At 29.2% G+C, this 22,233-nt stretch carries 29 protein-coding genes and 2 pseudogenes; 9 read left to right on the forward strand and 22 right to left on the reverse strand.

All coding sequences use genetic code 11. The features are described from left to right. Positions 1-6 precede the first annotated feature (6 nt). Both IDG45_RS04960 and IDG45_RS04965 read right to left on the reverse strand, forming a co-directional pair. Positions 7-2,070, reverse strand: a complete 2,064-nt coding sequence (locus IDG45_RS04960) for a site-specific integrase (RefSeq protein ID WP_000026850.1) — start codon at positions 2,068-2,070, stop codon at positions 7-9. 2 nt (positions 2,071-2,072) lie between these two features. Further along, complete coding sequence (locus tag IDG45_RS04965; protein WP_000706213.1) at positions 2,073-3,185, reverse strand: tyrosine-type recombinase/integrase; 1,113 nt, start codon at positions 3,183-3,185, stop codon at positions 2,073-2,075. A 183-nt stretch (positions 3,186-3,368) separates the two neighbouring features. On the opposite strand from IDG45_RS04965, the pseudogene IDG45_RS04970 reads away from it, so the two are divergent. Then, positions 3,369-3,674, forward strand: a pseudogene (locus tag IDG45_RS04970) (YolD-like family protein); the annotation flags it as partial. A gap of 56 nt (positions 3,675-3,730) precedes the next feature. Here IDG45_RS04970 and IDG45_RS04975 read toward each other — a convergent pair. After that, positions 3,731-3,904 carry a hypothetical protein gene (locus IDG45_RS04975; RefSeq protein WP_000267034.1) on the reverse strand — a complete coding sequence of 58 codons (174 nt, stop codon included), beginning with the start codon at positions 3,902-3,904 and terminating at the stop codon, positions 3,731-3,733. Positions 3,905-4,354: 450 nt separating this feature from the next. Between IDG45_RS04975 and IDG45_RS04980 the strand changes: the two genes are divergently transcribed. After that, the gene (locus tag IDG45_RS04980) at positions 4,355-5,395 is read left to right on the forward strand and encodes a C45 family autoproteolytic acyltransferase/hydrolase (RefSeq protein WP_001188066.1); all 1,041 of its coding nucleotides are present in this window, start codon (positions 4,355-4,357) and stop codon (positions 5,393-5,395) included. 56 nt (positions 5,396-5,451) lie between these two features. Here IDG45_RS04980 and IDG45_RS04985 read toward each other — a convergent pair whose 3' ends face one another. From IDG45_RS04985 to IDG45_RS04995, 3 genes are read right to left on the reverse strand one after another with little or no spacing between them, the layout of a single operon-like run. Next, positions 5,452-6,294: a DUF4097 family beta strand repeat-containing protein gene (locus tag IDG45_RS04985; protein WP_000713074.1), complete on the reverse strand. Its 843-nt coding sequence runs from the start codon at positions 6,292-6,294 to the stop codon at positions 5,452-5,454. Next, positions 6,291-6,848 carry an HAAS signaling domain-containing protein gene (locus IDG45_RS04990; protein WP_001033968.1) on the reverse strand — a complete coding sequence of 186 codons (558 nt, stop codon included), beginning with the start codon at positions 6,846-6,848 and terminating at the stop codon, positions 6,291-6,293. Before IDG45_RS04990 ends, IDG45_RS04985 begins: the two co-directional genes overlap by 4 nt. A gap of 59 nt (positions 6,849-6,907) precedes the next feature. Next, positions 6,908-7,432, reverse strand: a complete 525-nt coding sequence (locus IDG45_RS04995; RefSeq protein ID WP_000966288.1) for a membrane protein — start codon at positions 7,430-7,432, stop codon at positions 6,908-6,910. A gap of 120 nt (positions 7,433-7,552) precedes the next feature. On the opposite strand from IDG45_RS04995, the gene IDG45_RS05000 reads away from it, so the two are divergent. Next, on the forward strand, positions 7,553-8,116 hold the full coding sequence (locus IDG45_RS05000; protein ID WP_000182842.1) for a thioredoxin family protein: 564 nt from the start codon (positions 7,553-7,555) through the stop codon (positions 8,114-8,116). 65 nt (positions 8,117-8,181) lie between these two features. Here IDG45_RS05000 and pmtD read toward each other — a convergent pair whose 3' ends face one another. The 7 genes from pmtD to IDG45_RS05035 all read right to left on the reverse strand — a co-directional run bounded on the left by pmtD (position 8,182) and on the right by IDG45_RS05035 (position 12,520). Further along, the gene (gene pmtD, locus IDG45_RS05005) at positions 8,182-8,922 is read right to left on the reverse strand and encodes a phenol-soluble modulin export ABC transporter permease subunit PmtD (protein ID WP_001221656.1); all 741 of its coding nucleotides are present in this window, start codon (positions 8,920-8,922) and stop codon (positions 8,182-8,184) included. Continuing rightward, positions 8,922-9,794: a phenol-soluble modulin export ABC transporter ATP-binding protein PmtC gene (gene pmtC / locus IDG45_RS05010; protein WP_000763047.1), complete on the reverse strand. Its 873-nt coding sequence runs from the start codon at positions 9,792-9,794 to the stop codon at positions 8,922-8,924. Before pmtC ends, pmtD begins: the two co-directional genes overlap by 1 nt. Further along, on the reverse strand, positions 9,791-10,471 hold the full coding sequence (gene pmtB / locus IDG45_RS05015; protein WP_000645727.1) for a phenol-soluble modulin export ABC transporter permease subunit PmtB: 681 nt from the start codon (positions 10,469-10,471) through the stop codon (positions 9,791-9,793). The genes pmtC and pmtB overlap by 4 nt, the downstream gene beginning before the upstream one ends. After that, on the reverse strand, positions 10,472-11,368 hold the full coding sequence (gene pmtA, locus IDG45_RS05020; protein WP_000991298.1) for a phenol-soluble modulin export ABC transporter ATP-binding protein PmtA: 897 nt from the start codon (positions 11,366-11,368) through the stop codon (positions 10,472-10,474). Then, entirely contained in the window at positions 11,365-11,745 is a 381-nt protein-coding gene (gene pmtR / locus IDG45_RS05025) for a PSM export ABC transporter transcriptional regulator PmtR (protein ID WP_000691584.1), read from the reverse strand. Before pmtR ends, pmtA begins: the two co-directional genes overlap by 4 nt. Before the next feature lie 257 nt (positions 11,746-12,002). After that, a complete protein-coding gene (locus IDG45_RS05030; protein WP_000681972.1) occupies positions 12,003-12,179 on the reverse strand; it encodes an SE1626 family protein in 177 nt (58 codons plus the stop codon). A 242-nt stretch (positions 12,180-12,421) separates the two neighbouring features. Continuing rightward, complete coding sequence (locus tag IDG45_RS05035) at positions 12,422-12,520, reverse strand: Trp-rich small protein (RefSeq protein WP_000990056.1); 99 nt, start codon at positions 12,518-12,520, stop codon at positions 12,422-12,424. A gap of 199 nt (positions 12,521-12,719) precedes the next feature. On the opposite strand from IDG45_RS05035, the gene IDG45_RS05040 reads away from it, so the two are divergent. After that, a complete protein-coding gene (locus IDG45_RS05040) occupies positions 12,720-14,006 on the forward strand; it encodes an aminotransferase class I/II-fold pyridoxal phosphate-dependent enzyme (protein WP_001068524.1) in 1,287 nt (428 codons plus the stop codon). A gap of 270 nt (positions 14,007-14,276) precedes the next feature. Here IDG45_RS05040 and IDG45_RS05045 read toward each other — a convergent pair whose 3' ends face one another. Both IDG45_RS05045 and eap read right to left on the reverse strand, forming a co-directional pair. Next, positions 14,277-14,567: an MAP domain-containing protein gene (locus IDG45_RS05045; RefSeq protein ID WP_000671713.1), complete on the reverse strand. Its 291-nt coding sequence runs from the start codon at positions 14,565-14,567 to the stop codon at positions 14,277-14,279. Between the two features lie 14 nt (positions 14,568-14,581). Continuing rightward, a complete protein-coding gene (gene eap, locus IDG45_RS05050) occupies positions 14,582-16,018 on the reverse strand; it encodes an extracellular adherence protein Eap/Map (protein WP_046463167.1) in 1,437 nt (478 codons plus the stop codon). Positions 16,019-16,406: 388 nt separating this feature from the next. On the opposite strand from eap, the gene IDG45_RS05055 reads away from it, so the two are divergent. The 4 genes from IDG45_RS05055 to IDG45_RS05065 all read left to right on the forward strand — a co-directional run bounded on the left by IDG45_RS05055 (position 16,407) and on the right by IDG45_RS05065 (position 17,726). Then, positions 16,407-16,604 (forward strand): hypothetical protein, encoded by a 198-nt coding sequence (locus IDG45_RS05055; protein ID WP_000239611.1) that lies wholly within the window; start codon positions 16,407-16,409, stop codon positions 16,602-16,604. Between the two features lie 371 nt (positions 16,605-16,975). Then, a complete protein-coding gene (locus tag IDG45_RS05060; RefSeq protein WP_000669791.1) occupies positions 16,976-17,155 on the forward strand; it encodes a hypothetical protein in 180 nt (59 codons plus the stop codon). Positions 17,156-17,178: 23 nt separating this feature from the next. Beyond that, positions 17,179-17,487: a hypothetical protein gene (locus IDG45_RS14065; protein WP_001789576.1), complete on the forward strand. Its 309-nt coding sequence runs from the start codon at positions 17,179-17,181 to the stop codon at positions 17,485-17,487. Then, positions 17,466-17,726 carry a hypothetical protein gene (locus tag IDG45_RS05065; protein WP_001791826.1) on the forward strand — a complete coding sequence of 87 codons (261 nt, stop codon included), beginning with the start codon at positions 17,466-17,468 and terminating at the stop codon, positions 17,724-17,726. The genes IDG45_RS14065 and IDG45_RS05065 overlap by 22 nt, the downstream gene beginning before the upstream one ends. 51 nt (positions 17,727-17,777) lie before the next feature. Here the strand turns inward: IDG45_RS05065 and scn are convergent, their stop codons facing one another. The 5 genes and pseudogenes from scn to IDG45_RS05090 all read right to left on the reverse strand — a co-directional run bounded on the left by scn (position 17,778) and on the right by IDG45_RS05090 (position 21,328). After that, positions 17,778-18,128, reverse strand: coding sequence for a complement inhibitor SCIN-A (gene scn / locus IDG45_RS05070; protein WP_000702263.1), 351 nt, complete (start codon positions 18,126-18,128; stop codon positions 17,778-17,780). Positions 18,129-18,638: 510 nt separating this feature from the next. After that, a pseudogene (locus IDG45_RS05075) lies at positions 18,639-18,977 on the reverse strand (SH3 domain-containing protein); the annotation flags it as partial. Positions 18,978-19,624: 647 nt separating this feature from the next. After that, positions 19,625-20,116 carry a staphylokinase domain-containing protein gene (gene sak, locus IDG45_RS05080; protein WP_206171566.1) on the reverse strand — a complete coding sequence of 164 codons (492 nt, stop codon included), beginning with the start codon at positions 20,114-20,116 and terminating at the stop codon, positions 19,625-19,627. Positions 20,117-20,306: 190 nt separating this feature from the next. Then, complete coding sequence (locus tag IDG45_RS05085; RefSeq protein WP_000861038.1) at positions 20,307-21,062, reverse strand: CHAP domain-containing protein; 756 nt, start codon at positions 21,060-21,062, stop codon at positions 20,307-20,309. Positions 21,063-21,073: 11 nt separating this feature from the next. Further along, positions 21,074-21,328: a phage holin gene (locus IDG45_RS05090; RefSeq protein ID WP_000611512.1), complete on the reverse strand. Its 255-nt coding sequence runs from the start codon at positions 21,326-21,328 to the stop codon at positions 21,074-21,076. Positions 21,329-21,379: 51 nt separating this feature from the next. Here IDG45_RS05090 and IDG45_RS05095 point away from each other — a divergent pair, with 51 nt between their 5' ends. Further along, on the forward strand, positions 21,380-21,487 hold the full coding sequence (locus tag IDG45_RS05095; RefSeq protein WP_031762631.1) for a hypothetical protein: 108 nt from the start codon (positions 21,380-21,382) through the stop codon (positions 21,485-21,487). A 52-nt stretch (positions 21,488-21,539) separates the two neighbouring features. On the opposite strand, the gene pepG1 is transcribed toward IDG45_RS05095, so the two are convergent. After that, positions 21,540-21,674, reverse strand: a complete 135-nt coding sequence (gene pepG1 / locus IDG45_RS05100; protein ID WP_000880504.1) for a type I toxin-antitoxin system toxin PepG1 — start codon at positions 21,672-21,674, stop codon at positions 21,540-21,542. A gap of 184 nt (positions 21,675-21,858) precedes the next feature. After that, entirely contained in the window at positions 21,859-22,233 is a 375-nt protein-coding gene (locus IDG45_RS05105) for a hypothetical protein (protein ID WP_000340977.1), read from the reverse strand.

Raw genomic sequence — 22,233 nt, forward strand, 5'->3', positions numbered from 1 at the left:
TAACCTCTATACTTTTATTCTATTACTTCTCCCGAATATAATGTTTCCATCTTTTATATTACCTAGTATTTCTTCATATTTATTTAATATATTTATATGCTTTTCAACCATATCTTGTCTATTATTATTTTTAGCTAATTCTATAGATTTGACCGTTGATTTGATATGTAATTCATATTTTTCAACATCTAAATCAGAAAATCCAATAGCTAAATCCTTACATGGTTTCCCAGAATTACAAGTCAGGCATGGCGGAGCTTCCATGTATGGACAATCACCACTCAATCTAGCATGACAAGTGCCATAAGGATTGTCCATTGCGTTTAATTTATGTTCTTGCCATAAAGAATTCAATGCTTTTTCAGATAGTTCACTACTATGCTGTATATTTTTAATTTTACCGTCAACATCAAAACTAAAAGCTCCTTGATCAATAACTGATTCAAAAGCCTTTCTCTTTGTATCATCAAGTAACTTAGCATATCTTAGAGTCATTTCTGGTGAGGAGTGTGCTAATAATTCTTGTATCGTTAATATATCTGCTCCACCATTTAACAATTTTACTGCATAGGTATGTCTAAATTGATGAGTTTTGAAATGGAAGATTTCTCCTTGTTCATCAATAATATTTTTAGTCTTTGATAAATGATTTAAGTGTGCTCTGACCATATGTTGTGTAAAGGGCATTCCCTTTCTTTTTCCTTTATAAATAGCAAAAATATAATTATTAGGATTATTATCTTTTGTACTTTTACTTTTAGAATCGGCTATTAAAACTGCTATTATATCAGCTAATTTATTATCAATTGGTATTCTATGTCCTTTAACAAAAGTTTTAGCAATATCTGTGATTATTGAATACTTTCCATTAACTTTTGCAAGGCAATTATTTTGTAATGTCAATACATCAGAAATTCTTAATCCTGTTTTAAAAGCTATCCAAACTACAGGTATTAAATCTTTATGCAAATCATTTATATGCTCAAAAAGCTGTTCCAATACAAAATCTGGGATATAATCAATTTGGCTACTATTTTTCTTTTCGTGTTTAGGTAAGTCTTGAGGATAAATTAAAAATCGTATATCTTGGTACGGTGCTATAGCATAGTTTTGAGTTATAATATCGTTTAAGAACCTTCTAATTGTTTTTAATTCTTCTCTCACAAAATTCTTAGTACTTTGCAAATGTTTATTAGCTGCATATTCAAACAAAAATTCTATATATGCTTCGATATGACATCTATCTAGTTCATTTAAACTATTCCTTGTTTCTTTATTTTTAGATATATTTTGAAAAAACCTAGTTAAAACTCTTATATAAAACCTTGCTGTAGCAAATGCTATATCACCAGTTATCAAACGATTTTTTAAATATTTTTTTGCTAATTCTCGCATTTTAATTGACTCAATTTTTTCAAAGTTTAAATAATTGCCAGTTAGTGTTTTATTATAACTCAATCCATATTTTTCTAAATTTCTAATATCCCATTTATCTTTTTCCCATTCTTCTCGCTTATCAATGAACTTAATTAGATTAATGTACATATTCTTTAAAAAAGAAGCCAGTCCGCTTTTGTATTCATAATCACCAAAAACTATTGTTGATGATCTTCTTTTTATTGGTATATTATTTTCAGTCAGCCAATTAAACCAGTGCTTTTCTAATGTATTTATATCACAATCAAGTAAAGAATTTAAATTTGGATAAACTTCATTAAAGAACTTAGCAATCTTATTAAGCTTTACTGCTCCAGTATTAAATAAATTAGATAAGGACCAATCCTCTTTAACTATCAGTTTCAAAAAAAGGTATTTAAATTCTAAATTCAAATTTTTACTTTTAATCCTAAAGAAAACATTTTTTCTTTTGTCTCTATAGTTCTTGATACTATCTTGAAATTGCTTGAATTTGTTAAAAGCTGTAATGTGCCACTCATCATTTTTAAAAAAGTAATCATCATATATTTCAGTTATTAAAACCTCTCCTTTTATATTGATGGTTCTACTTTGTAATGTACATAATTCATTAATCATAGTACTGTTTGTAGGTAAATTAATTGGTATTGACATAGTCATTCCCCTTTATTAAAAACTTGAAATTGATGCTTTACTTTATTCCAATCTTCACGTATATCTTCTTCAGTGGGATGAACATATAAATTAATAGTCGTTTGTATATTACTATGACCAAGTCTTTCTTGAACTTGTTTTATATCCTTAGTTTCATTATAAAAAACAGTTGCATGTGTATGGCGAAATAAATGAGGATGAACATTTATAGATGTTTTATGTTTTAGCCTTTTAAATAATGAATATATATCACTATAATTCATAGCTTCTCCTACATTTCTCCCCTTTATTTTTACAAAAAGATAATCAGAACATATTGAAAGTTCGTCAATTATTTCGTAGACATAATCATCGTATAAATCAATTAACGATTGGGAAATAAATATTTTTCTTTCCCCAGTTTTCAAATAAGTACCATTATCATTAAATCTATTTTTCAAAACTATTTGATGGCCTTTTCTAAAGTCAAATTTAATATCATCAATACGTAATGATAATACCTCACCTATACGTAATCCGGTTTCATATAGTAATTGTATTAAGAATTTATCTCTAATATTATTAGCTTCCTCTAATAATTTCTTAACCTCCGCATTAGTTAACACTTCTATTTTTTTCTTTGGTTCTTTAACTTTCAAAATATTTTTCAACGTTCTATAGTCCTTATTTATGTGATGCATGAAACTTTTATATTTTTTAGAGTATTTACTTTCCATATGCATAAAATCATAGAAATTAACATCTAATTTTTTACTCCTATAGAGATAATCATAAAAATTAGATACTACAGTCATAGTCAGATTAATTGTCTTAGGACTAATGCTTTTTTCTTTTCGGTGATAAGAGAGGACATTCTCATATTCAAAAGGTGTTTTCATCCATCTTATAAAATCAACAAAGTTATCAAAACTAACTTCTTTATAGCATATCTTTTTACTTTCTAAGTAAACAAAAAAATTTTTTAGTGCATAGGCATAGGTTTTCTTGGTATTTAAACTTTTCTTAACACTATCCAGATACTTCAAATATCTTACTGCATCTACTATAGGTTCATTATTACCATCTAAAATCATAAAATTGGTACCATTCTTAGATTTTACTTCTACTATTTTCATAATAATCTCATTTCTAATTTTAATAGTATAAGTATACACTATTCAAATTCTTTTTACATCATACATATTAAACTTATTACACGTAATAAAAAAAGACTATTTAATATTTTTACTTTGTTCATTTTTTCTTAAAATATGATTCATTTTAAACAAAATAGTCTATATTCTTCAACATATATATAACCTTTTGCAACATTACCCGAACAATTCGAAACGATTCAACAATACATTATCGACCAAAACAAAATTACACGTCCTGTATTATCAGATGATCAATTGGCTGAGCTAAACATTCGGCTACACGAGGCGCTACAATATGCCCAACCTGTAGAAGTTAAATTTTATAATAATGGCTTTGTAGATTCAGTACGCTTAACCATTTATCGTATTGATGCTATTAATTATGAAATTGATGGTTATGTTTACAATCAGCAACAACGTCAAAAAATTTCTATCTTTGATATCTTAGATATTGTCTTGTTACCTTAATGCTTTGAACATAATTAAAGGCAAGAACAATCTATATTGTCCTTGCCTAAATGTTATTAGTTATTTTTACTTTCGATATCAGAAATAATTTCTTTAGTTTTTCTTTCAATATCTTCAAAATCTTTTTTAAAGATATAAGCAAATGCTACTACACCAACACCAGCAACTAATGTTGTAATAGCAACTAAGCTAAATACGAATTTAAACACACATTTAATAAAATTCCACATCTCAATTTCACCTCTGTTAAATTAAATACCTATCTACATTTCATTATACTATCATATATAGAATAATCATTAAATAAATACCCACTTTTACGAAATATATTCATCAAATTATATAGCGAGCAAGCTAATGATTATTTTCAAAAATGCCGAGGAACCTCTGTTTCAACGTGACATGACCTTATATGCTAATGTTAACAATGACTATTATCGTGAATGCTAACTTAAGATTGATATTTATGATAAGATGATTTTAAGTTTTTAACTTAATATCCCCACCATCTATAAAAATATGTTTTAACTGATTGATAAGTCTTATACACCGAGAAATCACCTCAAACAATTTTATATTTCATTTAGTAAAATATAACTTTATTTAACATGACATTCAATATACATACGATTACTATTTATTTACAATATATTACAACTAAAAAGAAAGGGGCCGATGATATGCAACAAGTGACATCAGATATCATGACTTTTAGAGGTTCACATTTCGAGTTAGGTGTTAAAACTGGTAAATGGCTTCAACAAACGCCTCTGCTAAAAAACCGAGAAAAAGAATGGAAAAAACGTGTCCCACGTTTCGATATAGATGTAAATGAAACTTATCAAATATTCCAAACTTACGCACCTCAAATATGGGAAGAATTAATGGGACTACAAAGTATACTCAAAATGCCAACACGCCAAATTATTTTAAACTTTGGACATTATCGTTTTACCGATTTAAAAGAAAGTGGTTGCACGGTCTTTGAAGGCAAAGACTTCATGGTTCGAAATTATGATTACCACCCTGCAACTTATGATGGTCGCTACTTACTATATCAACCTACAGATAGCGGTTTAGCTCAAATTGGTCCTGTATCAAGGGTAACTGGAAGAATGGATGGTATGAATGAGTCAGGATTAACTATGGGCTATAACTTTATGCACCGGAAGAAACCAGCAAATGGTTTTGTATGTTATATGATTGGTCGTCTAATTCTTGAAAATTGCCGAAATGTAACAGAAGCAATCCAATTATTGAAAGAAATACCACACAGAAGCTCATTTAGCTACATACTGATGGACAAATCATTGAACCATGCAATTGTTGAAGTGACGCCGAGATCAATAGATGTTCGTTATGATAATATATGTACAAATCATTTTGAAATATTAACACATGAAAATCGCAATTATACAAAAGAATCTAAAGAAAGACTAGCGCGTACCATTTCACAAACTAATGATAATTTAGATATGACTACAGCATTTAAGTTATTCAATAATCCTCAGTATGAAATTTACAGTAAACTATTCAAAAGCTGGTCTGGCACCATCCATACATCAATGTATCACCCTGAAACATTAACTGCATATTTTACATTGGGAGAAAATGCGCCACCAGAAATAATAGATTTCAAATCATGGTTAGATGGTCAAGACCTTAATATCACTCACTTTACTGGTAATATAGATACCGACTTAACTTTTGCCAACAAATAAATAACACCGATATTAGAGAAATTATGCTTCCTAATATCGGTGCTTACATCCTTTATTTATTCAACTTTGATATTACCATCAATCGTATAAAATTCTAAAACATTGTCGCTTTTCCCAACTTTACCATTAGTAAATGTTTTATTTTTAACTACGCTATCACCCGTTCCCGGATTTAGCTTTAGTATAGTATCTTCAGGTTTACTATCATACTTAAAACGAATATCTCCTTGTTTAGTAGAAGCTTTTGCATCTACTTTTGATGGCATGTTTTTAAATTCAATGTCACCATGATCGTTTAAAAATATGGATTGTTTAATTTGACTCTTGTCGATTTGTAGCGTACCAATAACAACTTTAATATTACTATTTTTAATGTTACTTTTACTAATATAAGTAGGACTATCATTTGTCTTTGAATCTAGTGCGTCAAGATTTGAGTTTTTAATAACTACTTCACCGTTAATGCTTTGAATACTTGTGTTCTCTAAATCAACATCACTGATTCTAACACTTCCTGCTCCAGACGATATATTTAAACGTTTGATCATTTTATCAGGCATTTCAATCGTTAACGTTTTCTTATTCTCATGAAAAGGATTCATATCAATTGCATATCCTCTTGTCTTAGACCTTTTATCACTAACCTTCAACGTCTTATCTACTATATTAATTAATATATCATTGTCACCATCATATTTAACTCTAAATTGATTCCCCCGTTTTATACGAAGTTCTGTACTATCCAAATTTATAGATACATTGTCAAAAGCATCGTCTTTGAATGTTTTATCATATTGTTTAGTACCATATTTGTTTTTATCATAGCTGAACCAAATAATGGTTGCTGCTGTAAAAAAGACAACAAACACTAAAAGCCCAATAAAAAAGAATTTCTTCATTTTCTAACGCTTCCTTTGACAGTTTTAATATACCAAAGTAAATATTTTAAGATTAAACGATAAATGTATTCTAAAATCTTAAATATGACAATGATAAATACTAATCCTAATCCTGAATATGATATGGCAAAAAATACATTACTAATTGAGTCTACAATTCCTCTGGATATTGCTGATGCTAATAAAATAATTGGACAAAACAGCAACAAAAGTGATATTAAAAATAATGCTAATACAAATAATCCAACTATAGATACTGGTATAAGGATGACAAAAATAGATAGAATGCCTAAACTTAATGAAGCAGCAACAGCTCTTGAAATATTTTCAAATGTTGGTTTAGATTCAGCATAATCAATAACACTTCTAGCTTTTGTTTCAGCTGCAACATCTTGTGGGTCTTTTAACTTCTTTAAAATTTCCTCTTCATCAACGCCATTAAGTTCTTGCTCATAAAAATAACGTTCATATTCATACATTTTTTGATCTCTTAAATGCCTAGGTAGCGCATCAAGTGCTGTTTCTAATTCATTTAAATAAGTAATCTTGTTCATATAGGTCACTCATCCCAATAAAATTATTCATTCGTTTTTTATAACTTTAAGACCTAAAGCTATTTACTAAAAAATTCAATACGTTTAATTTCTAAATCTTGATAAAGTAAGTTTAATTTTAAATGGTTATCTCTATCAATATACTTTACCGATGAGAAATCATTGCCAACTTTTGTTCTTTTATATCCGAATCCAAGATTTTCAATCGCGTTATTTATCGGCGAACCAATTCCCCCATCAAAATTAGTATGTATCTTTTCATCTCTTACTAATATTATCCCCTTAACGATGTTATCCTTTTCTCTCACTTTAACGGTAAGGTCAGGGTGAGCTTTACTGTTATAAAATTTAAAACGATCAAACTTAATTTTTTTATTTACTTCATAGCCTTTTTTATCAAACTTCTCATTTAATTTAATATCGTTTATTTCAAGATTAGACAAATCCACAGTTTTCGTATGACGATATTGATATAAACCAATTAATACACCAAAAGAACAGATTAAAAATAATATAAACACAACCCAGCGATTTTGAATACGCACTGATGTCACCCTTTCTTTGTACTTATTTAAATATAGCATAAGGTGCTTCCCGTTTCATCCTTAACAAAAATTAACAAAGAATTTGCAATTAATTTATTTCATTACCTTTTATTACTATAAATTGGTATAATGTTGTAAATGCTAAAGGAGGTTTTTACAATGACAAATTTAGAAACTTATTTCAAAAATAGCCAACCCTTAAATGAATACATTGATGGAATGAAGACAAATCAAGATACCGTTCTCAGTATCTATCAATCATTTGAGTTACCAGAAGATGATTCACGCATCAAAAAAATAAAAGAGATGAATTATTCTAAAGTATTAGTAATTACTGAAGACTGGTGTGGAGATGCAATGATGAATCTCCCAATTCTAAAACACATCAGTGAAGCATTAAATTTAGAAGTACGCGTGTTCCATAGAGATGATGATACAAAACTGATCGATCAATATTTAACAAATGGTAAATCACGTGCAATTCCTATCTTCGTATTCTTGAATGATCAATTCGAACAAGAAACAGTTTGGGGACCAAGAGCAAATGAAGTCCAAAAATTTGTAACTGATGTTCGTGCTGATAAATTACCGAGCAAAGATCATCCAGACTATGCAGATTTAGAAAAAGAAACACACTTAGTTATATCAAACCGCTATAAAACTGACGCTTCATTTTGGAAAGCAGTTTATAATTCCATCCTAAATAAATTAGAAAATAAATAAATTTACAATAAGACAAACTTTGAGGTTGGGAAAATTTAAAATTCCCAACCTCAAAATTATTTTTATTAAATGTCTTTTTTAGCGACATATAAGATATTCAAAATGAAGAATATCACTATAGAACCTAATGAAATTACCCATTGCCAATTGCTAAAATCAAAGTTAGAGCTAATCATTTTATCAGTTAAGTAAGCAAAAGGGATATAATCAAAAGCATCTAAAACTTTATCACCGTATCTTGGGATAAATGTAATAAAAGGTTTAATAAACGGTACAATGAGTACTAAAAATACACCTAATGAAAATATCATTGCTGTTTTTTGTGATGCAAGTGTGATTAAGAATAAAAACAAGCCAAAGAATAGTAAAAAGATTAGGAAGAACCATAAATTATCTACATATTTAGAAAACGCCAAATTTTTTCCATTGCTAGATGCCTGCACAACAATCAAAATCACATAATGAATTAATGCAAATAATATTGAAATTAAAATAATTGAAATTGTTTTCGAAATAATGTATCCAACGCGTGTTTTAACTTTACTCATATATAGTTGAATTGTACCTTGTGAAAAATCACGCGTAATTGTCTTAACAACAAACATTAATCCAATTATTAACAATAACCATTTTGCTGCAGCAAATACAGATCCATAGACAATAATATGTTTCGGGTTATCCATCGAATTTGCCATAAGTATACTTTGAGTTGCAATCAAACTAGATACGACTAGTATCGCTAAATATGTTAAAGGACTTTTAAAAATACTATAAAGATCATACTTAACTAAATTTAAAATTCTCATTATTTATCACCTCTTTGATTTATATTGAAGTACGTATCACGCAATGAACTTTTACGTGTTTCAATATATTTCGGATAAATATCAAATTCAGATAATGCTTTTAGTATAACTTGATAATTTTTTTGTGCATTGATCATTAAATGTCCGTCTGCTTTGTCGACATTTTGTAATTGGAAATGCTCTGCAAGATATTTTTCAGTTCTATCAAAGTCTTTATGATCAACAGTAACTATCGTTGTGTCAGATGCAACACCTTCCTCCATGTTTACATCTTGAACAAAATGTCCGTCTCTTAAAAATACAGCTCTATCACAAATTAATTCAATATCTTCTAACTTATGACTTGATATTAGAATTCTCATATCAAGTTCATTTACTAGAGACTTAATTGTAGTCAGCACATCAATTGAGCCATCTGGATCCATACCATTTGTAGGCTCATCCAATATTAAAAATTTAGGTTTATTCATTAAAGATACTGCAATTGCTAACTTTTGCTTCATCCCCATTGAATATTTCTTAACTTTCTTTTTAATATAAGGTCTCATACCAAATGCATCTATAATTTTGTCTGTGTATGCTTTATCAAAACCCTTACCTAATACTTGTGCAAATAATTTCAAGTTATACAATCCTGATTTATTATCATATAATTTAGGATGCTCAATTAAAAAACCGATATTATCTGCATTATCAATATCTACTTTTCCATCAAATTTAATAATATTACCATTCATTACTTTCATAACGGTTGTTTTACCAACACCGTTTTTTCCTATTAATCCGACAATTCTACTATCGCCAAAGTCAAAATCAATATCATTTAAAACGACATTTGAGCCGTATTTTTTTGTAATATGTTCTAATTTCATCGACTGCCTCCTTTAAATTTTCTAGTATTTATTTTATTGAGCTGTTTAAAATAATTAACAATAAGTATAACAATGCTTATAATTAGAAAACCAATATTTAAAATATATGAATATAGATCTGGGAATGATGATTGACTTAGAACAAAATAATTCACCAACACTATTGCAATTGAAAATAAAAATGGAACTAAAATGATAATAGTAAACACGTATATACCATATGGCACTTTGACTCTACGCAATTCTGTAAATTGACTAAATGCAATTGGTATAGACAAGAAGTTAGATATGACAAATGCATATGCAGTTGAAAAATAGATTGAATTTGGTTCAATCACATCTGCTTCATAAGCATATAAACTAATAACAAGCGTTCCAATTAATGTTAAAACAATGCATGTAATATAGTTGGCATTAAGCAATTGTTTTTTTGACACTGGTAAACTCATATAAAAATAATATGAATCATTACCACCTAATCTACGATTGAGTCTAAATAAGTGACCAGCATCTAAAATCCAAATAATCAATATTGTTGGACTTATAAAAGATTGCAATAAGTAAAAGAACTTTGTTGAGTCAAGCATTATATAAAAAGGATATAAGGTTAATAATAGAACATAGATGATAAGTGTATATCGTCGTAATTTAAAATTCCTAATTAACAATGCCTTCATTTAAAAACCTTCTTCCATCAATTTGATGTTTTCATGATATTTAGGTTTTCTCTTTTCAAGATAAACCATTAGGTTCTCAATAGAAGGTGTAGTGATATTCACTTTATGACCTAAAATTTCTTTAAATACTTGCGCATGTTCTGTTAATCCTATAAATCCCGTACGCTTATGTTCTTCAAAAATAAGTAGAGATGCTAATTCATCATCAAGGTCCTCAATTGCACCACTCACAACTTGATATCTTTGTAACAGTTGTTCTTTTGAACCATTTAAGATAACTTCACCGTCACTTAAGTGAATGATATAATCAGCTATTTTTTCTAAATCTGAGATAATGTGTGTCGACATGAATATTGTTTTATTTTCATCAATTAATTCTTGCTGAATTATCTCCAATAGCTCATTTCTAGCTAAGGGATCAAGACCTGAAGTAGGCTCATCAAAAATATACAATTCAGCATGATGTGAAAATGCAACTGCTAGTGATAATTTCATTTTCATGCCAGTCGAAAATGTTTTTATTGATTTATTGATTGGTAAATCGAACTTTTCAAGATAAAATTCAAATACTTGATGGTCCCATTTACGATAAAAAGGGGCAATCATTTTTTCAAGTTGCTTCGTAGTCCATCTCTCATTAAAATAATTTTCAGCGTAAACAAACCCAATTCTATTCTTTAACTCTATCGGATTGAGAGCCATATCCTCTTCTAATACTCTAATAACACCAGTTTGAGGTTGATACAAATCCATAATTAACCTTATTATTGTGGTTTTACCAGCGCCATTTCTACCAATAAAACCAGTGACGAATCCTTGAGGAACTTTGAAAGAGATATTCTTTAAATTAAACTGGTCACTTGAATAATTAACATTACTTAATTCTATGGCATTCATGATGATTCCTCCTCATAAATGAACGTTAAAATATCTTGAAGTTCCTCAAGTGACATTTCGATGGCTTGCGCTTCATTAACCAATTCTTTAACCAAATTTTCAATGGTAAAAAATTGTTTCTCTTTTAAAATAGAACTATCTTGTTCCTTAACAAAGGTCCCTTTTCCTCTAATTGTTGTAACAAAACCGTCTTTCTCTAAATCTTCATAAGCACGTTTGGTAGTAATCAAACTTACTTGAAGATCTTTGGCAAGTTCCCTCATTGATGGCAAATGCTCTCCAGGAGCAACATGCCCCTTTAAAATATTTTGTTTTACTTGTTGCTTAATCTGTTCATAAATCGGAAAATCACTATTGTTTTTTAAAATTATTTTCATCAACGTCCCCCTATCACCTTCTGTATATATACAATATACACAATATACACATTTTTGTAAATATGCATATCTCATTATCAACCAGTCTTCAGAAATAACACTGAGTATTGTAATATTAGCAGTTGAATAAAATGAAATGACACTACCATTTAATCTTGCATTGTCTATTTCAATAAAAAAGACTGTCAAAACGAATATTCTTATACTTTAACGGTGATTGTCGCGTCATCAAGAACAGTCGTTTAAAACAGTCAATTCTATTTGTTATTTTTACGTCGATCATTACTTCTACTTATAAAAGCACAAATTATAAACATAATTGCTGCCAATAATAGTTTTATACCTTGGCTCTCATGGTTTGTTGCTTGTAAATAATAACCAACAATAAATAAAATAATTGCTAATGCTACAAATACTTTCGTTAGATGTTTCAACTTCTTTCACCTCAACATCGTTATTATAACAAATATAAATTTTTTTAATAAGTTATTGAATTTCAACAGTTCAAGGGGCTAATCACTTTCAACTAAAATAGCGCAACAAAACCATTCAATCAAAATGATTATTGATTGCGATATATTGTGTTCAATGATATTATTTAAGTGTATCCACAGAATTATACTACACAACCCCAAGTCTGGTACCAGCAGACTTGGGGTTATTTATGTGTGTAGGATCATTTTTTATTTTTCCATTTCAGTTCTAACCAAAGTCGAAAAATAATTAGTAAGCCACCTGTAATAAGTGTCATCATCCCTTCTTGCCACCACATCATTACACTACACCTCCGTTCGACTAAAGTATCATACTGAAGGATGACCTACACCTATTCTAACACAAAAACAGAACATATGTTCGTATTTTGATAGCGGATTTTACATATTATTCGTTAATTCACCAACAACACTTTATCTTTGGTATAATTGAAGATAATATATAGGCATACAATTTTTTTAAAGAGAGGTTAAGCAATAATGAATCCTTTAGCCCAAAGCTTAAATGAACAACTTCAACAGTCAAATGCAACTGCCTTTGCAATGTTATCTGACTTAGGTCAAAATATGTTTTATCCAAAAGGCATTTTATCTCAATCTGCTGAAGCAAAGAGTACAACATATAATGCAACTATAGGTATGGCGACAAACAAAGACGGAAAAATGTTTGCATCATCTTTAGATGCAATGTTTAATGATTTAACTCCAGATGAGATATTCCCTTATGCGCCACCACAAGGCATCGAAGAATTACGTGATTTATGGCAACAAAAAATGTTGCGTGACAATCCAGAGCTATCAATCGACAACATGTCTCTACCAATTGTTACGAATGCATTAACACATGGTTTATCTTTAGTTGGCGATTTATTTGTAAATCAAGGTGACACTATCTTGTTACCAGAGCATAATTGGGGTAATTACAAACTTGTTTTCAATACGAGAAATGGTGCAAACCTTCAAACATATCCTATCTTTGATAAAGACGGGCATTATACTACTGATTCACTAGTAGAAGCTTTACAATCATACAATAAAGATAAAGTCATTATGATTTTAAATTATCCTAATAATCCGACAGGTTACACACCTACGCATAAAGAAGTGACTACCATCGTCGATGCAATTAAAGCATTAGCTGATAAAGGTACAAAAGTTATAGCTGTTGTGGATGACGCATACTATGGTTTATTCTATGAAGATGTGTATACTCAATCATTATTTACTGCATTATCTAATTTAAATTCAAATGCAATATTACCTGTTCGTTTAGATGGTGCAACAAAAGAATTTTTCGCATGGGGATTCCGTGTTGGATTTATGACATTTGGAACGTCTGATCAAACAACTAAAGAAGTATTAGAAGCCAAAGTAAAAGGTCTTATACGAAGTAACATTTCTAGTGGACCTCTTCCAACACAAAGCGCTGTTAAGCATGTATTAAAAAATAATAAACAATTCGATAAAGAAATCGAACAAAATATTCAAACATTAAAAGAACGCTATGAAGTCACTAAGGAAGTTGTCTATGCTGATAAATATCATTCACATTGGCAAGCCTATGACTTTAACTCTGGATACTTTATGGCAATAAAAGTTCATGATGTTGACCCTGAAGAACTTCGTAAACATTTAATTGAAAAATATTCAATTGGTGTTATTGCACTAAATGCAACAGATATTCGTATTGCGTTTAGCTGTGTAGAAAAAGAAGATATCCCACATGTATTTGATTCAATTGCTAAAGCGATTGATGACTTAAGATAATTAATTTCAACCAATAATCTGATGAGTATGACTCTGATTATTGGTTTTTTATTTTTAAAATTATTCCTACTTTCAAAGCATCATAAGATATATTTTATTCAGCTACTTATCAAACACTATACCTAATTAGTTTTATACATCTCTCCTAACAAAATTTAATTTATTTGGTACAAATTTATATAACTTTTGGCAAATCAATTCAAGCATCACATCTCTACAAATGTAAAAGGCACCCCACGATTGTGAGATGCCTTATTATAAAATTAAAGATTAGAATTTAAGTTCAATATCTACCTTTTTAATGTCAGTTGCTTTAAATACTTTTCCATCTTTATACTTAGTTTTTAAGTCTACATATTTTGACGAACCATTTTTAAAATACACTTTATACACTGCGCGTTCAGCAAGCCCTATGTCATGTTTAGTAATCCCTTGATCATTTGCCATTGCTGATTTAAGTTTTATACTTAAGTCATTAATTGTAATTTTGCTTGCATTATAGAACACAAATTCATTTGAAACTAAGTTTTCAAATTTATTTATTGTTACTGGGAATTTCACATTATTAGATTTATTTATTTTTTTTTTGATTTAGTGTGTTGTTTTACATCAATATCAATCTTTTTAATATCTTTGGCACTAAATAAATTAGGTGTAAAGATGTCTGATTTTAAATTCACTACTTGTTTCTTTCCATTTTTGAAATGTACTGTATATTTTGCTTGTTTCGCAAATTTTAAGTCAAGATCACTGATGCCTCTTTCACTTTTTAATACAGATTTCACTTTGTCATTTAAATATTTGTAACTAATTAATTCCTTTTGAGACAGTTTTAATTTAGATAAAATTGGTGTTGATGTGCCATTTACTGCAATTGTGTATGGTACATATCTGTCTGCTTTCGCTTTAGGTCCTGTTTTAACAGTAATTTCAATTCTCTTAACATCTTTCGCATGAACTAAGTTTGCTGTGTAATTTTTTGAATTTAACTGTAAGATTCTTTTACCACCATTTTTAAAATAAACAGTATAATAAGCTTTCTTAGCATATTTTAAATCTTGTTCACTAATACCTCTATCATGCTTCAGTACTGATTTTATTTGACTAGTTAAATCTTTATAATTCTTCCAAGGTTTATTTGAAAATGAAAGATTCGATAAAATGTTTGTAGATGTACCATTTAAATTAATTGAATATGGAACTTGATAGTTTCTTTTAGCTTTATTTTCGACATGTTTTTTTGTATCTACGTTAATATCGATACTTTTAATATCACTTGAATTTATTAAGTTCGCTGTGTAAATACCTGCTTTCAAATCAATAACTTTCTTCGTTCCATTTTTAAAATTAACTGTATATTTCGCTTGCTTTGATAGTCTTAAATCAACATCGGTAATACCTCTATTTGATTCTAAAACTGATTTAACTTTACCCTCTAAATCTTTGTAACTAATATTTTGATTCTTATTAAATGTTAAGTTTGATAAAATATTTTGGCTTGTACCGTTCACAGTAATTGTGTATGGAACTTGGTAATTTGCTTTATCTTTCTTTTTATCTTCAACTTGCTTTTTAGTATCTACGTTAATATTAATAGCTTTAATTTCACTTGTATTAATTAAATCAGCTGTGTAAATACCTGCTTTCAAATCGATAACTCTTTTTGCTCCATTTTTAAAGTAAACAGTATATTTCGCTTGCTTCGATAGTCTTAAATCTATATCACTAATACCTCTGTCTGATTTTAAAACTGATTTAACTCTATCCTCTAAATCTTTATAACTAATATTTTGATTCTTATTAAATGTTAAGCTTGATAAAATATTTTGGCTTGTACCGTTCACAGTGATTGCATATGGAACATGGACTTTAGAATATCCATGGTGTAACGAACTTGATGATTTATCTAATGGCTTAGCTGCGGCAGACGCTTCATTATTATTAAAGTTTGCACCTGTTGATGCTAAAACACCTAATGCTAAAGTTGTTGTAATCAATGACTTAAATTTCATAAATTATCTCTCCTTTTTTGTGTAATTCGTAATTGCAACTTAATTATAGCCAGACTTTCTCTATTTTTTGAATTAACTGAATATTAATAATAAATTATCTTTAACAATAATTTTTTAACACTGTTAAAAGTTCTTTTAATTTTGATTAACTAATTAATTTACAATACCTAAAATGTTGTTTGGTTTTGTTTATACCAATCTTCAAACTTAAATGTCATAACAACATTCATTTCTTAATTCCGATTACATTTGTCGATTATATTTACAGCATCTTTATACTCAAAAAACATTTGCTTAAAAATATAAATTCGATTTAATAATTAATTTAAATTTAGTTAATCAATTTTGCATCTATTTTGTTGTAAGCTATATAAAAGGAGTGATAATGATGGTGAAAAAAACAAAATCCAATTCACTAAAAAAAGTTGCAACACTTGCATTAGCAAATTTATTATTAGTTGGTGCACTTACTGACAATAGTGCCAAAGCCGAATCTAAGAAAGATGATACTGATTTGAAGTTAGTTAGTCATAACGTTTATATGTTATCGACCGTTTTGTATTCAAACTGGAGACTTTTAACATAAAATTACTTATCATTCAAAAAGTAAAACAGCATAATATCAAGGTTTATAACTTTATCATTATCAATAATACCTCATATAAAATAAAATTTTAGGGACTTTTTAGGGACTTTAAATTTAAAATTACAAGTTTAATAGAAACATCAAAATAATCACATGTTTGTGTGGAATGTACACCCCAAAAGCTAGACTGAAAAATCTATTTTTTGAGGTGTATTTTTATAGGTAAATATAATAAATTAGAGTAGACAACTCAGAATTCCAATTTTATAATAATATTGCTTGACATATCAAACTAGATAGTACTATTTTGAATATATTATTATAATCAAAAATTCATTGTAAACTTTTAAACAAAAGGAAGTAATAAAAACGTGAAATTTAAAACAACTAAAGAATGTAAAAGTAATAATATCTTTAAAAGAAGTCAAGAAATTAATAATAGTGAAAGTGAAAAGGGTTGTTTATGGGGCATTAGCATGTTGATTCTACTTTTCTTATTGATTCTGTTTGGAATAACTGCTTGTTCATCAAGCATTCACTTTATTAATTAGATTTTTTTACTTGGAGGTATCATGTGAAGAACCATACAAATATAATTAATATCTTATTAGTTATAGTCAACTCATTAACTCATTTTCTAACTCTAAACACCTCATTTTTTAATAATTCAGCATCGGATTTCTGTTTTATCATAGGGGCTATATTTTTCTTGATCGGAATTTTTGTTGCAATATACGGTATGAAGCGAGCAACATATTGGTTAAACTTATTGATTTTATTTACCAATATTTTTTATTTTCTACACTTCTGTGTTTTACTTTTGTTAAAATATATAGGATTTAAATTATTTATTTATGAAGGGTGTGTATTGTTATTTACCTAATTTATAGTCTAATTGTCTATTTCATCTGCATTATAAATTTTTTCATAATGGCCGCACCATTCTTAATGACTAATGCTGATTATGTATGGACGCCTATGACTACAGTTACGTTATTTATTTTGAGTTTGATTATTTTCTTGATATTTATAAAAACAAAAGATGTCGTTCATTTAACAATTTTCATATTAAACTTACTTTTTTCAATACTTTATTGTTTACCTATACTGTTTTATTTATGAACACTTTTATATTATCTAGAAAATTAAAACCACCCTTTTACGGGTGGTTTTTTAATATTTACTTTTTAGTGCTTCGTCAATTTCATTATAAATCTTTTGAAGTTGATATTTTGCTTCTGACATTTTCTTAAAGTCTTTTGACTTAAGAGCATACATTGCTTTTTGACCTGAAATTTTTATAGTTCGCTTATAATAAGTGTTTAAACTTCCAGTAGCTAATTCATTAACATTTAGTTCATCTAATAACGATTTTAATTCATTAGCTAACTTTTCGTTTTGATATTCATTCGATGTTGGCAAGCTTGTGCTAGCTTGTGCCTCATTTTTATCTAGATTAGTTACTAGTGGTGATGCTAAAACGATTGCTAAAGTTCCCGCAAGTATAGATTTTCTAATTTTCATTTTTTATTCTCCTTAGTAATTAGTACTAATTTATTTTAATGACTAACTAAAAAAAAGTACATTAATTATTCATTAACTATATAGATCTTCTTATTAAATGAAAATTAATAAATTATCAAATTGACATACCTTATTGTATTTATAGAAAAACAAAAAAAGGTAAGCACCGAAATGCTTACCTACTTCCCATAAACAATATAACACATATACATTGATTTGGAAAGCGCAAAAATAAATTTAATATACTAGCCCGAAGGGGAGCAATACATAAAAAATGAAAGGCGCTCCTTGAAAACGCCCAAGGTAATATTAACATAAAATGGCTACTATTGCATTATCTAATTTTATTTAATTAAAACAAATATATAGCACAAAAAAACTAGCCCGAAGGCTAGCTTATGAATAGATGAAAATTTGAACACATTGCTGTGTCTAAAATGATTATAGCATAATTTCAAACTATTCTATAATAAATTAATTAACTTCATATGAAACTTTACACACTTTTTTTCAAAGTGCGCTAAAATTACCAAAACTGCTTATTCTATTACCTGCCTTGTCTACCTCTCTTGTCGCTATATAACAACGTTGTCCATTATTAGCAATATAAGTAATCCATCTATAGCCATTAATGCAATATGCGCCGTCATATTTGATCGTTGCGTTATTGGGTAATACACCTGTAATTCTTGAATTAGTTGAATAGCCATCCCTCACGTTATTACCTTTAACATTGGCAACTGTGTAATAACCAGTCTCTTTTTTATACGGTACATTGTTTTTATCGAGTGTATAACCTGCTGGCACTGGTGAATTCTTTTCATTTTTAGCTGGTGTTTTAACATTACTGATACCTGATACACACTTCCAATAAAAATAACCACACCATTTAAGATGCGGTGTAGCGACTGTAATATTTCTATGTTGTTGAGATATATGTATCGAGTGAAGGGCAAAAAGGATATCAATTGCAGGATAAGTGTTAGGTTACTAGGCCACTTAACAGGCTATATAGTTCACTCCTACTATATACACTTAATTATAACATAAAAAGCACCCCGTAAACTATTATACGGGAATGCTAAAGTCATATATACTACGGGGGAGTAGTATGAAAACTATGCTCTCTATCATAAGAAAAAAACACCCAGTGACATGCTTGGGTGAACAAGGATAGATGTAAATAGTTGATGCATGTGTAACACATCATAGCAAAAAACTAGCCCGAAAGCTAGCTATAACATACAATCTAAAAAGACGTCCTTTGAATACGTCTAGAAAGATTATAACATAAAAAAATAGGCAAGTACCGAAGTACCTGCCTAAAAAAGGATTATCCACTTTTTCATCCTAACTGATTTCTCCCCATAAGTCACCTAATATCTGATTAGGTGGGGAAGAACCATTCGTGCATGAATGAGAATTTGATGAAAGATAATTTTCACTACACATATTCAATCAAGACATTGCTTTCTATAATAAACAACTATTTTGTTTTATTTCTTTTCTATAACAACCTTTGTAATTAAGTTGAATCCAGGGTTTTTAATATGCTCTGATAAATCTGGGACAACAAAACCTTTTTCTGTTATAGGGAAAGACTTCGTTTCTTCTTTTTTCTTATTCTTATCATAATAAGTGACTTCGATCTTTGCGCTTGGATCTAATTCAACTACTCTAAACTCTTTATATGCTGTCGCATCTAATGCCCATTCGACATAGTATTCAATTTTTTCTTTTGTAAGTGTAGTCCCAGGTTTAATAGGAAACTCGACATAATGAGGGGATAGCAATTCATTTCCTTTACCATCAACTCCAGCCACATTTACCATCAAATACGGGCCTGTTGGTTCAAAATAACTCGCGTCATCGCCTTTTTTATATTTTCCTTTGTCGAATGAACTTGATGCACTTACCTCATTAGTAATTGAAGAAAATGAGAATAATAACAATAAAACAGTTAAAAATAATAAACTTCTTTTGAGCATGGCGCTTCCTCCAAATATAATATATTTGTTTTTATTTATCTCTTTTTATAGCTAACACCCTTATTTAAGATGATAAATATCAACAACTTCATTTTATATTGAGAAAATATTAAAAATCAATAAAATATTAAAAGAAACTAAACTTACATTAAAAAATAATTAACAAATATTTAACATTTTAACCTAAGAATTAAAACACTTCTTTCACAATCAATCTCTCATGCCATATCCACTCATTATGATTGTTCCAATAAATGCGACACCAACCATCTATAATTTCAAACACATATATTAATGTTCCAGGCGCGTATACAGCCTGTCCAACATCGAATCTATAGTTAGTACGATTATCACCGTATCTAGTGGCTGAAGTAGCACCTAAGCCGTCGATTTTCGCATTAAAATAAGCACCTTTTGACCATTTAAGGTTATAAGGCGCTTTACTTCCAACTGTTATTTTACTTGCAGATTTACCGACTGCTTTTTGAGCAGGTGGTTTAACTTTATTTGTGATCTTATTCATTAAGCCCTCACTTTTATACTTAGGTCTAATAAAGTGAGTACAGCCGTAATAATTATCCCAACGTAACTTTGCAGGCGTATTTGCGTTACCGTCATAGTTCTGTTCCAAAATTAAAAATTGATTTGTATTACCACCATTAAACACTAAACCAATATGACCGTATTGTTTATATATTCCTTTGGTAAATACAGCCACATCACCTATTTGTGGAACAAACGATGGTGTGTTTTCATATACTGTTGCCATGTTTTTAAAATCGTTATTGATTGCATCTTTTGCATTTCCCCACATTCTAATTTCTAACAACCAATAAATGTAATCAACTGCTAAATCTGCACATTGGTAACCATACCAACCGTCAAAATCAATATATCTACCTTGATACCAACGTAACCTTGCTCTTGCTTCACTGTATGTTTTCATTATTTTACCTCCTAGTATTTTCTTCTTGGTTCTTCATATTCTAAAGCTTGGTGGCTATCACCTATACCTTTAGTAGTCGGGTCTTGAATCACACCAGTTAATACTAAAAATCCTAATATAGCGTTTAAACCGTCTGTTAATTGCTCTGTATAAACTTGAATATCATACCCAATAGCTTTGGCGATGTTTTGAGCAAATAAAAAGATAGCTGACAATATCGCTACCCAAAATGATTTTTGTTTCATTCTAATTTTCCAATTAATCATATTCTTATCTCCTTTTATCCAAAATAAAAAGACGACTAATAAGCCGTCTATTTGATATTTATATTATGGTGTGTTAATTTATATATAGAAAAAGGGCAACATGCGCAAACATGTTACCCTAGTGAGCCCGTTAAAAAGACGGTGGCTATTTTAGATTAAAGATTAAATTAATAACCATTTAACCATCGAAACCAGCCAAAGTTAGCGATGGTTATTTTTTATTGCTTAATTCAATAAGCTTGATTACTAGACCTATCAATGCAATAAGGAATAAACCAAACTGCAACATGGTACTAATTGTAATCATTAGGCGTCTCCTTTCTAAAGATTTCAGTAATGCCAACATAGGCACCACCTCCTTATACTCAGATAGCCACCATCTATCCAACTTGCTCACTTCTGCATATTACCATAATTACAACAATAAATAAAAAGCCAGTGCCGATGCACTGACCAAAAACATTATTTACATTTACGACCATACAAATAACATGATAACCATCTTGCCCAACTCATTATGTCCACCTCCCTTAAGGTAATAACGCAGTAATTGATGCAGTAATGACTGCAATCATAACAATTGTTACAAGCGCCCATATGGCACCTACGAGCCATTTATTTTGGGCGAGTGTCTTTTCTTCATTTTTTTGCGCAACATCTACTTGCGTTTGATATCTTTCTTCAATTCTGTTTAATATCTTTGTTTGCTCTAAATTCTCATCTACAACTTTATCTTGCTTATCTTTAAGTTCTTTATGAGATTCTCTTAGTTCATTATGATGTTGCTTATGTTCCTCTCTAAGTTCAAGCACATGATCAGCTGTTTCGTTTGCTAGTATTTCAACATCATCAACACGTTCAACTAATTCAGAAAGCTCTTTTTTTATTTTCTGAATATCATCCAA

Origin of the sequence: Staphylococcus sp. EG-SA-10 (genome assembly GCF_017151945.1) — a bacterium.
Lineage (GTDB): Bacteria > Bacillota > Bacilli > Staphylococcales > Staphylococcaceae > Staphylococcus > Staphylococcus aureus.